The organism is Pseudomonas sp. GW821-FHT07F01 (assembly GCF_059418825.1).
Window position 1 is genome coordinate 693,961 of record NZ_JBWKQO010000006.1, and the last position, 15,378, is coordinate 709,338.

Here is a 15,378-nt window from a genome sequence, read left to right on the forward strand (position 1 = left end):
CCTGGGTCGAACTGTGGGAAGTGGCGAGGATCTTCTGCGCGGCCTGGCCGATGCTCTGGATCAGGTTGCGGATTGCCGCCAGGAACTGGTTGAACCAGTTGGCCAACTGCGCGGTTTCGTCGCTGCCACGGATATTCAGGCTGCGGGTCAGATCGCCTTCGCCTTGGGCAATGCCTTCCAGGCCACTGGCCACGCCGCGGATCGGCCGCACGATGAGGCTGGCGAAACTCGCCCCGAGCACTGCGAACAGTACCGCCAGGATCGCGGCAATACCGGCGATGATCCAGGTCAGCTGGGTGGCCGCGCCCATGACTTCGTTCTGCTTGATCAGGCCGATGAAGGTCCAGCCCAGTTGCTCCGAAGGCCAGACGTTGGCCATGTAGTGCTCCCCGCCCAGCTCCACCTGCACCAGGCCCTTGCCGGCCTTGGCCAGTTGCGCGTAACCCTCGCCGAGGCTGCCCAGGGCCTTGAAGTTGTGCTCCGGCTGCTTGGGGTCCACCAGCACCGTGCCGTTGTTTTCCATCAGCATCAGGTAGCCCGATTCGCCCAGCTTGATCTGTTTGACGATCTCGGTGAGCTGCTTGAGCGACACGTCGACTGCGACCACGCCGCCCTGGGGGCCCAACTGGTTGGCCAGCGAGCGCACGGTGCTGACCAGCACCGCATCGTCGCTGGCCCAGTAATAGGCCTCGGTGCGCAGGGTCTTGCCCGGGTTGGCCTGGGCGGTCTTGTACCAGGGGCGTACGCGGGGGTCGTAGTTGGCCAGCTTCAGGTCAGCGGGCCAGGAGACGTATCCGCCGTTGCTCACGCCATAGGACACATAGGAATAGGCAGGATGGCTGGCAGCCATGGCGGCGAACAGCTCGAAGATTCGTTTGTCCTGCTCGCCTTCCGGGGCCTTTGCGGCATCGGCGCTCATCCAGGTCTTGAGGTTGTCGCCGGCCTGGGTGATCAAGGGTTGAGCGGCCAGGTAATCGATGTTCTGGCTGATGCCTTCGAAGAACAGCTGCATGGCGTTGGCCACTTGGCGGATCTCGCGGCCGCTGCCGTCGACGAAGGTGTTTTCGGCCTCGCTGCGCAGGTTGATCACCACCAGCGTGGCTACCAGCACCACGGGCAGGCTGGCGATGACGGCAAAGGCCCAGGTCAATTTCTGTTTGATGTTCATCCGCGCTCCAGTTTTTTGTAAGACCACGAAGTGCAGGCGACTCGCGGATTTATCGGCAGCTTGAAAGATGACGCTGATTGCATCCCTGGGGTGAAGTCGAGCCCGCGGCGATCGAACCTTGGCCGGTGGCTGACGTCTTTATTGGATTGTCGGACAAACTCCCTGTCTCTCTGAGGGCTTCGGCTGGCGCCGGGCAATATTGAGCCGCAGGCAGAAAAAAACTTCCGCGGGCAGGCCCGCGAAGGGGCTGGCCTGAGTGCCACTGATGGACGGTTGCGGACGCCGTCTCGGCTATGATCCTTGACGGCGTCGATGGATTGATCTGGCACATTGAGTGCATTGCTGTCGCTCGGTGGTCGGCAGCCCTTTCCCGTCGTGGGAGGATTGCCGTATAACGAGTGACTTTCGCGTGTTTGGTAACAAGGGACCCACAATAAAAGCTGATGAAGACTCCAAAACGCATTGAACCGCTGATCGAAGACGGTCTGGTAGACGAGGTGCTGCGCCCACTCATGAGTGGTAAAGAGGCAGCTGTGTATGTGGTGCGCTGCGGCAACGAGCTACGTTGCGCCAAGGTCTACAAGGAGGCGAACAAACGCAGTTTCCGTCAGGCGGCGGAGTATCAGGAGGGGCGCAAGGTTCGTAACAGCCGTCAGGCGCGGGCCATGGCCAAGGGCTCGAAGTTCGGGCGCAAGGAAACCGAGGACGCCTGGCAGAATGCCGAAGTGGCGGCGTTGTTCCGTCTGGCCAATGCCGGGGTGCGGGTGCCCAAGCCGTTCGACTTCCTCGAAGGTGTGCTGTTGATGGAGTTGGTGGCCGACGAGTACGGCGATGCGGCGCCGCGGCTCAACGATGTGGTGCTGGAACCGGACCAGGCCCGTGAATATCACGCCTTCCTGATTTCCCAGATCGTGCTGATGTTGTGTACCGGCCTGGTGCACGGTGACCTTTCCGAGTTCAACGTGCTGCTGACCCCGGATGGCCCGGTGATCATCGACCTGCCCCAGGCGGTGGATGCTGCCGGCAACAACCATGCCTTCAGCATGCTGGAGCGTGACGTCGGCAACATGGCGTCCTATTTCGGGCGTTTTGCCCCGGAACTCAAGGGCACTCGGTATGCCAAGGAAATGTGGGCCCTGTACGAGGCTGGCACCTTGCATCCGGGCAGCGTGCTGACCGGCGAGTTCGACGACCCCGAAGAACTGGCGGATGTCGGCAGCGTGATCCGCGAGATCGAAGCGGCGCGCCTGGACGAGGAGCGTCGCCAGGCAGTACGCGCGGCGGATGATGCGCCGCCGGGCAAATCCGAAGAACCACCGCCTCCGCCCTGGATGCAGTGATGCCATAAAAAATCCGGCCTTGGCCGGATTTTTCATTCCCGCAAACTACCCGGCCCCTGGGCCCCTTGCACCTTGCATCTTGTAGCCGCTGCCGAAGGCTGCGCACGGCCCGAAGGGACGCAGGGATCTTGAGGGCGCCGAGGTCTGGCGGGAGATCGCCAAGCAAGGTCCTGCGGGCCTTTTCGCAGCCTCGTCCAGGGCTCGGCAGCGGCTACATGGGCCGGCAGGTCACAGGCTCAGGATCCGCAGCAACTGCCCGAGGCCAGTTCCTTGAGGATCGGGCAGTCCGGGCGGTGGTCGCCCTGGCAGTGCTCCACCAGGTCCTGCAGGGTGTCGCGCAGCCCTGCCAGCTCGCGGATCTTCTGGTTCAACTCGTCGATATGCTGGCGGGCCAGGGCCTTCACATCGGCGCTGGCCCGCTGCCGGTCCTGCCACAGGGTCAGCAGCTTGCCCACCTCTTCCAGGGAAAACCCCAGGTCCCGGGAGCGCTTGATGAAGGCCAGGCTGTGCAGGTCGTCATCGCCATACAGGCGATAGCCGCTGTCACTGCGATGGGCGGGCTTGAGCAGGCCGATGGACTCGTAGTAACGGATCATCTTGGCGCTCAGGCCGCTCTTTCGGGCTGCTTGGCCGATGTTCATTCGGCGTTCTCCAGGTCTTTGGGTTTCCAGGTTTTCAACAGTAGCGCATTGCTGACCACGCTGACGCTGGACAGCGCCATGGCCGCCCCGGCGAGCACCGGGTTGAGCAGGCCGAAGGCCGCCAGCGGGATGCCGATCAGGTTGTAGACGAAGGCCCAGAACAGGTTCTGGCGAATCTTCGCGTAGGTCTTGCGGCTGATTTCCAGGGCCGCCGGGATCAACCGTGGATCGCCGCGCATCAGGGTGATGCCGGCCGCATGCATGGCCACGTCGGTGCCGCCGCCCATGGCGATGCCGATGTCCGCCGCCGCGAGGGCCGGGGCGTCGTTGATACCATCCCCGACCATGGCCACCACGCCGGTCTTTTTCAGCTCGGCCACCGTGGCCGCCTTGTCCGCCGGCAGCACTTCGGCGTGCACGTCGGTGATGCCCAGGGCGTCGGCCACCACCTTGGCGCTGCCGCGGTTGTCGCCGGTCAGCAAATGGCTGCTGATATGCCGTGCATTGAGTTGCTGCACCGCCTGCAGCGCGCCGGGCTTGAGGGTGTCGCCAAAGGCGAACAGGCCCAGCACCCGGGATTGCGGGCTCTGCTCGATCAGCCAGGACAGGGTCCGGCCTTCGTGTTCCCAGTCCCTGGCCGCCTGGGCCAGGTCGCCGGGGTTGAGGCCGCTTTCTTCCAGCAGGCGGCGGTTGCCCAGGGCCAGTTGTCGGCCCTCCAGGGTGCCGGCGATGCCTCGCCCGGTGAGGGACTGGCTGGCGCTGACGTCAGCCACCGGCAGTTGGCGTTCCTGGCACAGGTCCAGCACGGCCTTGGCCAGAGGGTGCTCACTGCCGCGCTGCAGGGCACCGGCCAGTTGCAGCACGCTGTTTTCATCGCCTTCCACCGCCTGCATATGGGCGATGCGCGGGGTGCCGGAGGTCAGGGTGCCGGTCTTGTCGAAGACCACCGAACTGACTTCGTGGGCCCGCTCCAGGGCTTCGGCATCCTTGATCAGGATGCCGTGGCGGGCCGCCACGCCGGTGCCGGCCATGATCGCCGTGGGCGTGGCCAGCCCCAGGGCGCAAGGGCAGGCGATCACCAGCACCGCCACGGCGTTGATCACCGCGGTTTCCAGCGGTGCGCCGTACAGCCACCAGCCCACCAGCGTGATCAGCGCCAGCACCAGGACAGTGGGCACGAACACCTGGCTGACTTTATCCACCAGTTTCTGGATCGGTGCCTTGCCGGCCTGGGCGTCTTCCACCAGGCGAATGATCCGCGCCAGCACGGTTTCCGCCCCCAGGGCCAGGGTGCGCACCAGCAGCCGGCCTTCGCCGTTGATGGCGCCACCGGTGACCTTGTCGCCGGGTTGCTTGGGCACGGGCAGGCTCTCGCCGCTGATCAGCGCTTCATCGGCATGGCTCTGGCCTTCGATGACTTCGCCGTCCACCGGAAAGCGCTCGCCGGGCTTGACCAGCACCAGGTCACCCAGGCGCAAGGCGCTGATCGCGACTTCCTGTTCGCGGCCGTCGATAACCTGGATCGCTCGTTCCGGACGCAGGGCTTCCAGGGCGCGGATGGCACTGGCGGTCTGGCGCTTGGCGCGGCTTTCCAGGTATTTGCCCAGCAGCACCAGGGCGATTACCACCGCCGAGGCCTCGAAGTACAGGTGCGGCATGCTGCCCGCGGCGGCGGTGGCCCACTCGTACAGGCTCAGGCCATAGCCGGCGCTGGTGCCCAGGGCCACCAGCAGGTCCATGTTGCCGCTGCCGGCGCGCACGGCCTTCCAGGCCGCGACATAAAAGCGTGCACCGAAGATGAACTGCACCGGGGTGGCCAGGGCGAACTGGGCCCAGGCCGGAAGCATCCAGTGCAGGCCGAACGGCTGCACCAGCATCGGCAGCACCAGGGGCAGGGCCAGGAGGATGGCCAGCACCAGGCTCCAGCGCTCGCGTCGCAGGTTCTGCTGTTGCTCGTCGCCCTGTTTCTGCTCGGCCTGCCACAGGCTGGCGGAGTAGCCGGCCTGGGTCACGGCATTGATCAGCAGCGCCGGGTCGACCTGGCCCAGCAGTTCGACATTGGCACGCTCGGTGGCCAGGTTGACGCTGGCGCTGCGGACGCCGGGGAGTTTGTTCAAGGCGCGTTCGACTCGCCCGGCGCAGGTGGCGCAGGTCATGCCGCCGATGCTCAGTTCGACGGCTTGTACCGGCACGCTGTAGCCGGCGTTTTCCACGGCTTCCAGCAGGGCCGGCAGGCTGTCTTGCGGTGCTTCGACCCGAGCCTGTTCCGTGGCCAGGTTGACGCTGACCGTGCGAATGCCGGCGACCTTGCCCAGGGCACGCTCTACGCGCCCGGCGCAACTGGCGCAGGTCATGCCGGCAATCGGCAGGTCGAAAGTGGTTGATTCAGGCATGGCGACGCTCCCTGTGAATGTTGCCTACAGGATCAACCTTGCCACGCAGGCAAGGTCAAGGGGGCATTGCACGGGTGCTTCATTTTGTCCCAGGGGCTGCTCGCAGTGCGCGAACAGCAGGCCCCGGGAGCTCGGCAGGGGGCGGGGTGTCAGTATTCCAGGGCGGCGGGCTTGAGGTACATGCCCGAGGCGTTCATGGCGATGCGGAACTTCAGCACATCGCCAGCCCGCAGGCTGATGTCCTGGGAACTCGGGGCAAGCAGCCCGGCATTGCAGCCCGGGGCCTGGCCTGGCAGCAGTTTCAGGCGCAGGGAAACCTTGCCCGGCGGCAGGTTGAACGAGGCGCTCTGTTCCTGGAACAGCCGGCCGGCGAGCTGGTCCTGGATGTACAGGCCGATCTCGCAGGACGTGGCGACTTCCAGCCGCTCCCTGGAAATGATCAGCACGCCGTAGTCCTCTCCGGCGGCCAGCGCCGATGGGGTTGCCGCGAACAGGCCCAGGAGGCCGACGAGGCTGAAAGTTGACCAGCGCATGGCTGAATCTCCCGCTGTGATGTCGTAAGACGTGCAGCTTGGCCGAGCGCGCCGCCGATTTCCAGCCCGGCAGATCAATCCGGAACTTGACCTTGCCACGGTGGCAAGGACAAGACTTGCTCCAACCCAATACAGGAGAAGCGCAATGCAAGTATTCAACGTTCAAGGCATGTCCTGCGGTCACTGTGTGCGTGCCATCACCCAGGCGCTGCAAAGCAAGGACCCGGCGGCCACCGTGCGGGTGGATCTGGCGGCCAAGGAAGTCGGGGTCGAGAGCCGCCTGTCCACCGATGAGGTGATCAGCCTGATCAGCGAGGAAGGCTACGCGGTCAAGGTTGCCTGAGCCTTTTTATATAGTTAGCGACCTATCGGAATGTTCAAGGCGTCCAAGCGCGGCTAGACTGTGCGACCGCTGACCAACGCTCGTTTGGATGCCATGAACCTCCGCACAATCCTGATTCTCGGCGCTCTGAGCGCTTTCGGCCCGCTGGCCATCGACTTCTACCTGCCGGCCTTCCCCTCGATGGCCCTGGCTTTCGGCACCGATGAAAAACACGTTCAGCTGACCCTGGCCGCCTACTTCCTCGGCCTGTCCATCGGCCAGCTGGCCTATGGCCCGGTGGCCGATCGTTTTGGCCGGCGCCTGCCGCTGCTGGCGGGGGTGGGCCTGTTCACGCTGGCCTCCCTGGCCTGCGCCTATGCGCCGAACCTGGAATGGCTGATCGGCGCACGCTTTGTCCAGGCCCTGGGCGGATGCGCCGGGATGGTGATTTCCCGGGCCGTGGTCAGCGACAAGTGCGATGCGGTGGGTTCGGCCAAGGTCTTCTCCCAACTGATGCTGGTGATGGGCCTGGCCCCGATCCTGGCGCCAATGCTGGGCGGCCTGCTGGTCAACCTCTACGGCTGGCAGTCGATCTTCATCATGCTCACGGTGTTCAGTGCACTGTCCGGGCTGGCAGTGGCCCTGGGCCTGCCGGAAAGCATGCCGGCCACCCGCCCGCGCCTGCCTCTGTCCGGGGCGCTGCGCCAATATGGCCTGCTGCTGTCGGACCGGGTATTTCTCGGCCATGCCTTGACCGGCGGGATCGCCATTGCCGGGATGTTTTCCTACATTGCCGGTTCACCCTTTGTCTTCATCAAGCTCTATGGCGTGCCAGCGGAGCACTTCGGCTGGTTCTTCGGGATCAATGCCGGGGGCTTCATCCTGGTGGCGCAGATCAATGCGCGCCTGCTGGCCAAGCGTGGCCCGGCGTTCCTGCTGGCGCGCACCGTGTGGATCTACCTGGCAGCGGGCCTGACCCTGCTCGGCGTCAGTGCCTTGCACACCAGTGCGCTCTGGCCGCTGCTGCTGCCGCTGTTCGTGTGTATCGCCAGCCTGGGCTGCATCATTCCCAATGCCGCAGCCTGCGCCATGAATGGTCAGGGCGCACGGGCCGGCAGCGCCTCGGCGATGCTCGGTTGCCTGCAATTCAGCGTGGCTGCAGGGGCGGCGTACCTGGTGGGTGTGCTGCATGACGGCAGCGCCATGCCGATGGCCATGGTCATCAGCCTGTGCGGTGTGCTGGCGGTGAGCATGGCGGTCATGACCCGGCGCTTGCAGAATGCCCGGGCGCTGAAGGCTGCCGAGCTCTGAGTCAGCCGGTGGCGCGCTGGCTCTGGGGAATCGGGTGGGGGGCTTGCAGGCGGCTTTGCAGGGTCTGGGTGAAGGCCCGGGCTTCGGCCTCGCTGCGGAACGTCACCACATGCTGGTCGAGCCGTACCTGCCATTGAGAGCCCTGGGGGTGTGCCAATTCTTTTATCAGGATCTTCATTGCTGACCTCCTAACGGTAAAAGACTGCGCTGCAAGGGCCCCCAGTGTAGACCCGAATACGGTCACAAATATGACCGGAATCAACTCTCGGACTGACGGCAGCCAGCACCTTTTACCGGTGCCGGCTGCCGTTCGTTAACGCCTCAGAAACCTTCGAGGACGATCTTGCCGCGAGCCTTGCCGCTCTCCAGCAGGGCGTGGGCGCGGCGCAGGTTGGCTGCGTTGATCTGGCCGAAGTGCTCACCCACCGTGGTCTTCAAGGTGCCGGCGTCAATCAGTTCGGCGACCCGGTTGAGCAGCACGTGCTGCTCTTGCATGTCGGCGGTTTCGAACAGCGAACGGGTGTACATGAACTCCCAGTGCAACGACAGGCTCTTGCGCTTGAGCTTGGTCACGTCGAGGCTTTTCGGATCGTCGATCAGCGCCAGCTTGCCCTGGGGTGCCAGGGCTTCCACCAGTTGGTCGAGGTGGGCATCGGTCTGGGTCAGGCTGGCGACGTGGGTCACCTGGCCTGCGCCAATGCGCTGGAGTTCGGCGCTCAGTGGCTGGCTGTGGTCCACCACCGCATGGGCGCCCAGCTCGCGGACCCAGGCCTGGGTCTGTTCGCGGGAGGCACTGCCGATCACCTTGAGGCCGGTGAGCTGACGGGCCAGTTGGGTGAGGATCGAACCGACCCCGCCGGCAGCGCCGACGATCAGCAGTCTCTGGCCTTTGTCAGCCGGCTCCTGGCTGATCTGCAGGCGTTCGAACAGCAGCTCCCAGGCGGTGATCGCGGTCAGCGGCAGGGCGGCGGCCGCGGCGAAGTCCAGGCTCTTGGGCATGTGGCCGACGATCCGTTCATCCACAGTGTGCAGCTCACTGTTACCGCCGGCCCGGGCGATGGAGCCGGCGTAGAACACCCGGTCACCGACCTTGAACAGGCTGACGTCGCTGCCCACGGCCTTGACCACCCCGGCCACGTCCCAGCCCAGCACCTTGGCCGCGCCGCCTTCGGGCTGGACGTTCTGGCGCACCTTGGTGTCCACCGGGTTGACCGAGATGGCCCTGACTTCCACCAGCAGATCGCGAGGGCCGGCCACGGGCTCGGGCAGCTCGATGTCTTGCAGGGACTTGGGATCGTCGATGGGCAGGGAAGCGTAATAAGCGATGGCTTTCATGTTGAGTTCCTGATGATGAGTAGGGAAAAAAGGCTCAGACAATCAACTGCAGGCGCTTGAGCTCGAAGTGCTCGATCGCCTCGCGGGTCTGATGGAGGAAATGCCGGAAGTGCGCGGTGTTGTTGTGAAACTCCAGGGCTGCTTCATCGTCCCAGCGCTCCAGCACGTAGAAGGTGCCCGGTTGCTCGGCATCCTGGTGCAGCTCGTAGTACTGGCAACCGCTTTCCTCGCGGCTGGGAGAGACCAGGGCGCTGAGTTCGCGCTTGAGAACGTCTTGCTGCTGGGGCTTGGCGATCAGGGTGGCAATCGCGGTGAAGGCTTGGGACATGTGGGCTTCCTCAGGTGCTGGACGATGGGAGGGATGATTGGCTATTTCTCCCGAGGATAAAACCGGCTAAAAGAGCAGGCTCTTTCAATATTTTTTTGATAATCCAGGAAAGCCTCATGCTGCGATTCGATGACCTGCAGTTGTTCGTGCGTGCCGCAGACCTGGGCAGCCTGTCGGCGGCGGCCCGGGTCATGGACCTGTCGCCGGCGGTGGCCAGCGCTGCCCTCAAGCGCATCGAGGAACACCTGGGCGCACGGCTGCTGGCCCGTTCCACCCGCAGCCTGCGGCTCACCGCCGAGGGCGAGGGCTTTCTCGAATACGCCCGGGCGGCCTTGAGCAACCTGGATGAAGGCCGGCGCCTGCTGGCCAGCGGTCAGGATCAGGTCAGTGGCGTGTTGCAGCTTTCTGCCCCTTCGGATTTTGGCCGCAACCTGCTGTTGCCCTGGCTCGACGAGTTCCAGCGTGAACATCCCAAGCTCAGCGTGCGCCTGCTGCTGGGGGACCGGATTGCCGACCTGTTCCGCCAGCCGGTGGACATTGCCCTGCGTTACGGCGAACCGGAGGACTCCAGCCTGGTGGCGCTGCCAGTGGCTCCGGACAACCGCCGGGTGCTGTGCGCCGCCCCCAGTTATCTGGCTCGCTACGGCGAGCCGCGCCAGCTTGAGCAACTGGCCCAGCACAACTGCCTGTTGTACATGCTCGACAGCCGGGCTCATGACCTCTGGAGCTTTCATGACGGCAAGCGCGAGGTGAGCCTCACCGTCAGTGGTGACCGCCTGAGCGACGACGCCGATGTGGTGCGGCGCTGGGCCGTGGCCGGTGAGGGGATTGCCTACAAGTCCTGGCTGGATGTGGCCGCCGATGTGCTGGCCGGCCGCCTGCAGATACTGCTGCCGGAACTGCGCTGCGAAGGCGCGTCGCTGAACCTGCTGTGCACCCACCGGGCGCACCTGAGCAAACCGGTGAAATTACTGCGTGACCTGCTCCAGGAGCGTTGCGCGCAGATCAGCGCGCAACGCCCGCGATAGGAGCCGGCTTGCCGGCGAGCCTGGGCACCGTGCCCTCGGCGTCGCTGGCGGACGCGAACAGGTCGCCCTCGGCAATCAGCCCCGGCCTCGATCCCGCACACTCGGGCGGTCAAGCATTCAACCGGGGGAACGGGCATGGGCATACAGGAATACAGCGCCGCAGAGCGCCTGGAACGGCTACCCATCAGCGGCTATCACCGGGTGATTTTCATCATCATCGCCCTGGCGTTTTTCTTCGACTCCATGGACCTGGCGATGATGACTTTCCTCCTCGGCTCGATCAAAACCGAGTTTGGCCTGAGTTCGGCCCAGGCCGGCCTGCTGGCCAGCTCCAGTTTCTTCGGCATGGTGCTGGGCGCCTCGCTGTCGGGCATGCTTGCCGACCGCTATGGGCGCAAGCCGGTGTTCCAGTGGAGCATCGTGCTCTGGGGCGTGGCCAGTTACCTGTGTTCCACCGCCCAGAGCGTGGACAGCCTGACCCTGTTCCGGGTGCTGCTGGGGATCGGCATGGGCATGGAGTTTCCCATCGCCCAGTCGATGCTCTCGGAGATGATTCCGGCCCAGCGTCGCGGGCGCTACATCGCCCTGATGGATGGCTTCTGGCCCCTGGGTTTCGTCGCCGCCGGGGTGCTCTCGTATTTCCTCCTGCCGCTGATCGGCTGGCGTGACATCTTCCTGGTGCTGGCAGTACCGGCGGTGTTCGTGCTGGTGATCCGCTTCTTCATTCCCGAGTCACCGCGCTGGCTGGAACAGGCCGGGCGCCACGCCGATGCGGATCGGGTGCTGTGTGGCATCGAAGACAAGGTGCGCGCTTCCCTGGGCACGGCGCAATTGCCGGAGCCGCTGCACCTGCCGCGTATCGAGAGTGCGCCGGGGCACTTTTTCTCGGCACTGAAGCAGATCTGGTCGCCGCTCTATCGCCAGCGCACGATGATGATCTGGAGCCTGTGGTTCTTCGCCCTGCTGGGCTTCTACGGGCTGACGTCCTGGCTCAGCGCCTTGCTCCAGCAGTCCGGTTTTGCGGTGACCCAGTCGGTGTACTACACGGTGCTGATTTCCCTGGGCGGGATTCCCGGGTTCCTCATGGCGGCCTGGCTGGTGGAGCGCTGGGGGCGCAAGCCGGTGTGCATCGTGACCTTGCTCGGCGGCGGGGTCATGGCCTTCTTCTACGGGCAGAGTGCGGTCTTTGGCGGCAACGTCAGCCTGCTGATCGGCACCGGGCTGCTGATGCAGTTTTTCCTGTTCGGCATGTGGGCGGTGCTCTACACCTATACCCCCGAGTTGTACCCGACGTCGGCCCGGGCCACGGGCTCGGGGTTCGCTTCGGCGGTGGGGCGCATCGGTTCGCTGTTGGGGCCGCTGGTGACCGGGCTGGTGTTTCCGTTGACCGGGCAGGGCGGCGTATTCGCCCTGGGGGCGGCGTGCTTCGTGATTGCCGCGGGGGTGGTCTGGCTGTTCGGGATGGAAACCCGGGGCAAGACCCTGGAGGAGTTGAGCGAGGCGGGGAGCTGATAGAGACGGGGGGGACCTGTTCGCCGGCCAGCCGGCTCCTACAGGTTCGTGTAGGAGCCGGCTGGCCGGCGAAGGCCGTTACGGCTTGACCAGCCGTGCATCCAGGCTGTTCTGCGCCAGGCGCCGGGCCTGGTCCTGGGTCATGCCCAGGTCGGTGTGCAGGGCGTGGAAGTTCTCGGTGACGTAGCCGCCGAAGTAGGCCGGGTCATCGGAGTTGACCGTGACCTTCACCCCGCGCTCGAGCATTTGCAGGATGTTGTGCTGGGACATGTGGTCGAACACGCAGAGCTTGGTGTTGGACAGCGGGCACACAGTCAGCGGGATCTGCTCGTCGATGATCCGCTGCATCAGCCGCTCGTCTTCGAAGGCACGTACACCGTGGTCGATGCGCTGGATCTTCAACAGGTCCAGGGCTTCCCAGATGTACTCCGGCGGGCCTTCTTCACCGGCGTGGGCGACGGTCAGGAAGCCTTCGCTGCGCGCGCGGTCGAATACCCGCTGGAACTTGCTCGGCGGGTGGCCCATTTCCGAACTGTCCAGGCCCACGGCGACGAATGCATCGCGAAACGGCAGCGCCTGGTCGAGGGTCTTCTGCGCCTCTTCTTCGCTCAAGTGGCGCAGGAAACTGAGGATCAGGCCGCTGGTGATGCCCAGTTGCTGCTCGCCATCTTTGAGTGCGCTGGCGATGCCGTTGAGCACCACTTCGAACGGCACGCCACGGTCGGTGTGGGTCTGCGGGTCGAAGAAGGGTTCGGTGTGGATCACGTTCTGTTCTTTGCAGCGCAGCAGGTAGGCCCAGGTCAGGTCGTAGAAGTCCTGGGAGGTGCGCAGCACGTCGGCGCCCTGGTAGTACAGGTCGAGGAATTCCTGCAGGTTGTTGAAGGCGTAGGCCTTGCGCAGGGTCTCGACGTCGCTCCAGGGCAGGGCGATCTTGTTGCGTTCGGCCAGGGCGAACAGCAGTTCCGGTTCCAGGGAACCTTCCAGGTGCAGGTGCAACTCGGCCTTGGGCAAGGCGTTCAGCCAGTCATACATGGTGTCGTCTCATCAGGTGCAGGCGGGCGCTGCGAGAGTGATGCGCTGCCGGGGCCGTGCCCTTCTGTGGGGAACTGGCTGTGGCTTGCGGCTTTCGCCAGGTTTTCACCGGGCCCGAAAAAGCCGCCATTCTACATCTGGCGGCGCAAATGTTCGGCAAAACCTGACCGGGGGGGGCGGTCAGGCCTGCTCCAGCTCCCGGCGGTAGGCGTAGGTATCGGCAAAGCGCGACAGCAGGAATTGGGCGCAGGTGGTCACCGGGTACTTGGCCGGGTGCTCCGCGTCCTGGCAACCGTGCAGGCATTCGATGCGGGTATCCGGGTGCGGCTCGGCGAAGAACGGCATCGAGTAGCGGTCCACCCCCAGCGGGCTGATGACCCGGTGCGGGGTCGACAGGTAACGGTCGTTGCTCCAGCGCGCCATCATGTCGCCGAGGTTGACCACGAAGCTGCCGTCGATGGGCGGGGCGTCGATCCACTGGCCCTTGACGTTGCGCACCTGCAAGCCGCCAGCGGCGTCCTGGTAGAGCAGGGTGATGCAGCCGTAGTCGGTGTGGGCGCCAGCGCCTTGCTGCTCTGCGCTGCTGGCGGTGTGGCGCGGCGGATAGTGGATCATCCGCAGCACGCTCACCGGGTCCTGGAAGCGGCGGTCGAAGAAATCACGTTCGATGCCCAGGGCCAGGGTCATGGCCCGCAGCAGGGTCTGGGCCAGGGCCTGCATGTCCTGGTAGTGCTGCTCCATCAGGGCTTGCCAGCCGGGCAGGTCAGGGTGGCGGTTGGGCCCGCGCAGGGGCTTTTCCGCCAGCACGTCCGGGTGCTCGGCCGGCAGGTGAAGGCCCATGTCGAAGGTTTCCTTGAGGTCGCTGGGCTTGCTTGGGTCCAGCTGCTCGGTGGCGATGGCGCCGTAGCCGCGATGGTGACGGCTCTGGGTGATATCGATCTTGAGTTTTTCAACACTGGGCAGGGCGAAGAAGTGCTTGGCCGTGCTCAGCAATTGCTCGATGCGTTGTGCGCTGATCGGGTGACCCTTGATGTAGAAGAAGCCCCATTCGCGACAGGCGCGGTCGATCTGCTTGGCGACACTGTCCCAGCCTTGCTGCTCATCCTGATACAGCGGGCTGATATCGATGATCGGCAGTTGATTCATGAAAGTGCTCCCATCCTGTTGGCGGTCCGTCGTCGCTGGCGGATGCTCCGACAGCGACGGCCAGATTATTTGGGGATGTCCGCCTTCAGGCCTTCGACGTAGTAGTTCATCGAGGCCAGTTCGGCATTGCTGGCGCTGACCCCCGCGGCGATTTTTTCGACCCCGGCCTGGTCCTTGATCGGGCCGGTGAACGGGTGGAACTCGCCGCTCTTGATGCTGGCGATGATCTGTTCGGCCTCGGTTTTCACCGGGGCCGGCAGCAGGTCGCTGAGGGGCAGTTCAACCGTACCCTCTTTCAGCCCACCCCAGTAGTCCTGGGGTTTCCAACTGTGGTCCATCACCCCCTGGGTGGCCTGGATGTAGTGCGGGCCCCAGTTGTTGACGATGGAGGTCAGCACCGCCTTGGGGCCGAAGTGGGCCATGTCCGAGGCATAGCCCACCGCGTACACGCCACGCCGTTCCGCGGCCTGGATCGGCGCCGGGCTGTCGGTGTGCTGGAAGATCACGTCGGCGCCCTGGTCGATCAGGGCATTGGCGGCGTCGGCTTCCTTGCCCGGATCGAACCAGGAATTGACCCACACCACCTTGATCTCGGTGCCCGGGTTGTACTTGTTCAGGGCCAGCTGGATGGCGTTGATGTCGCGGATCACCTCCGGAATGGGGAAGGAGGCGACGTAGCCGATCTTCTTGCTCTTGGTCATCTTCGCCGCGAGGAAACCACCCACGTAGCGGCCCTCGTAGGTGCGCGCCAGGTAGGTGCCGAGGTTCTTGTCCTGCTTGTAGCCGGTGGCGTGTTCGAAGGTCACCTTGGGGAACTGCCTGGCGACCTTCAGCGTGGGGTTCATGTAGCCGAAGGAGGTGGTGAAGATCAGGTCGTAGTTGTCCTTGGCCATGTTGCGGATCACCCGCTCGGCGTCGGCGCCTTCGGCTACGTTCTCCACGTAGTTGGTCTTGATCTGGTCGCCGAATTTTTCCACCAGGGCCTTGCGCCCCTGTTCATGCTGATAGGTCCAGCCGTGATCGCCTATGGGGCCGATGTAGACGAAACCGACCTTCAGCGGATTGGCGGCGCTGGCGGTAAGGCTGGCACTCAGGCCGATGGCGGCGGCCAGGGTGCAGAGCAACTTGTGCAACGGGCGTGTATGCATGAATGGGAGCTCCATCTTGTTGTGGGGGGCTGGGGCGGCAAGCACTGGAGGGCAATGCAAATAGCTGACCAAGAGGACAACAAAGATGGCCGTTGCGCCGGCGAGGCGGTTTCTACGGGGGCTTTGGGGCGCGCTTTTCGC

General features: G+C 64.7%; 14 protein-coding genes and 1 pseudogene. 5 read left to right on the forward strand and 10 right to left on the reverse strand.

Features of this window, described 5'->3' with window-relative positions:
• Positions 1-79: 79 nt before the first annotated feature.
• Positions 80-1,168: pseudogene (locus AC07R1_RS24930) on the reverse strand (cache domain-containing protein); the annotation flags it as partial.
• A 443-nt stretch (positions 1,169-1,611) separates the two neighbouring features.
• Between AC07R1_RS24930 and AC07R1_RS24935 the strand changes: the two are divergent.
• Positions 1,612-2,508: a PA4780 family RIO1-like protein kinase gene (locus AC07R1_RS24935; RefSeq protein WP_011059077.1), complete on the forward strand. Its 897-nt coding sequence runs from the start codon at positions 1,612-1,614 to the stop codon at positions 2,506-2,508.
• Between the two features lie 236 nt (positions 2,509-2,744).
• Here the strand turns inward: AC07R1_RS24935 and cueR are convergent, their stop codons facing one another.
• From cueR to AC07R1_RS24950, 3 genes are all read right to left on the reverse strand, one after another.
• Positions 2,745-3,149 carry a Cu(I)-responsive transcriptional regulator gene (cueR, locus tag AC07R1_RS24940; RefSeq protein ID WP_011059078.1) on the reverse strand — a complete coding sequence of 135 codons (405 nt, stop codon included), beginning with the start codon at positions 3,147-3,149 and terminating at the stop codon, positions 2,745-2,747.
• A complete protein-coding gene (locus AC07R1_RS24945) occupies positions 3,146-5,542 on the reverse strand; it encodes a heavy metal translocating P-type ATPase (protein ID WP_065364933.1) in 2,397 nt (798 codons plus the stop codon). Before AC07R1_RS24945 ends, cueR begins: the two co-directional genes overlap by 4 nt.
• 149 nt (positions 5,543-5,691) lie before the next feature.
• Entirely contained in the window at positions 5,692-6,075 is a 384-nt protein-coding gene (locus tag AC07R1_RS24950; protein WP_011059080.1) for a hypothetical protein, read from the reverse strand.
• A 145-nt stretch (positions 6,076-6,220) separates the two neighbouring features.
• Here AC07R1_RS24950 and AC07R1_RS24955 point away from each other — a divergent pair, with 145 nt between their 5' ends.
• Entirely contained in the window at positions 6,221-6,418 is a 198-nt protein-coding gene (locus tag AC07R1_RS24955; protein WP_495111033.1) for a heavy-metal-associated domain-containing protein, read from the forward strand.
• A gap of 93 nt (positions 6,419-6,511) precedes the next feature.
• A complete protein-coding gene (locus AC07R1_RS24960; RefSeq protein ID WP_011059082.1) occupies positions 6,512-7,708 on the forward strand; it encodes a multidrug effflux MFS transporter in 1,197 nt (398 codons plus the stop codon).
• Position 7,709: 1 nt separating this feature from the next.
• Here the strand turns inward: AC07R1_RS24960 and AC07R1_RS24965 are convergent, their stop codons facing one another.
• The 3 genes from AC07R1_RS24965 to AC07R1_RS24975 form a co-directional block, all read right to left on the reverse strand.
• A complete protein-coding gene (locus AC07R1_RS24965) occupies positions 7,710-7,886 on the reverse strand; it encodes a hypothetical protein (RefSeq protein WP_015634024.1) in 177 nt (58 codons plus the stop codon).
• A gap of 143 nt (positions 7,887-8,029) precedes the next feature.
• Positions 8,030-9,043: a zinc-binding alcohol dehydrogenase family protein gene (locus tag AC07R1_RS24970; protein WP_495111034.1), complete on the reverse strand. Its 1,014-nt coding sequence runs from the start codon at positions 9,041-9,043 to the stop codon at positions 8,030-8,032.
• Between the two features lie 34 nt (positions 9,044-9,077).
• On the reverse strand, positions 9,078-9,371 hold the full coding sequence (locus tag AC07R1_RS24975; RefSeq protein WP_015634025.1) for a putative quinol monooxygenase: 294 nt from the start codon (positions 9,369-9,371) through the stop codon (positions 9,078-9,080).
• Positions 9,372-9,487: 116 nt separating this feature from the next.
• Here AC07R1_RS24975 and vimR point away from each other — a divergent pair, with 116 nt between their 5' ends.
• Complete coding sequence (vimR, locus tag AC07R1_RS24980; RefSeq protein ID WP_015634026.1) at positions 9,488-10,399, forward strand: transcription regulator VimR; 912 nt, start codon at positions 9,488-9,490, stop codon at positions 10,397-10,399.
• 135 nt (positions 10,400-10,534) lie between these two features.
• Positions 10,535-11,911: an MFS transporter gene (locus tag AC07R1_RS24985; protein ID WP_041115768.1), complete on the forward strand. Its 1,377-nt coding sequence runs from the start codon at positions 10,535-10,537 to the stop codon at positions 11,909-11,911.
• 78 nt (positions 11,912-11,989) lie between these two features.
• On the opposite strand, the gene AC07R1_RS24990 is transcribed toward AC07R1_RS24985, so the two are convergent.
• From AC07R1_RS24990 to AC07R1_RS25000, 3 genes are all read right to left on the reverse strand, one after another.
• Complete coding sequence (locus AC07R1_RS24990) at positions 11,990-12,943, reverse strand: adenosine deaminase (RefSeq protein WP_011059088.1); 954 nt, start codon at positions 12,941-12,943, stop codon at positions 11,990-11,992.
• A 180-nt stretch (positions 12,944-13,123) separates the two neighbouring features.
• The gene (locus AC07R1_RS24995; protein ID WP_495111035.1) at positions 13,124-14,089 is read right to left on the reverse strand and encodes a 2-oxoglutarate and iron-dependent oxygenase domain-containing protein; all 966 of its coding nucleotides are present in this window, start codon (positions 14,087-14,089) and stop codon (positions 13,124-13,126) included.
• A 65-nt stretch (positions 14,090-14,154) separates the two neighbouring features.
• Positions 14,155-15,237, reverse strand: a complete 1,083-nt coding sequence (locus tag AC07R1_RS25000; protein ID WP_495111036.1) for a BMP family ABC transporter substrate-binding protein — start codon at positions 15,235-15,237, stop codon at positions 14,155-14,157.
• Positions 15,238-15,378: the final 141 nt, after the last annotated feature.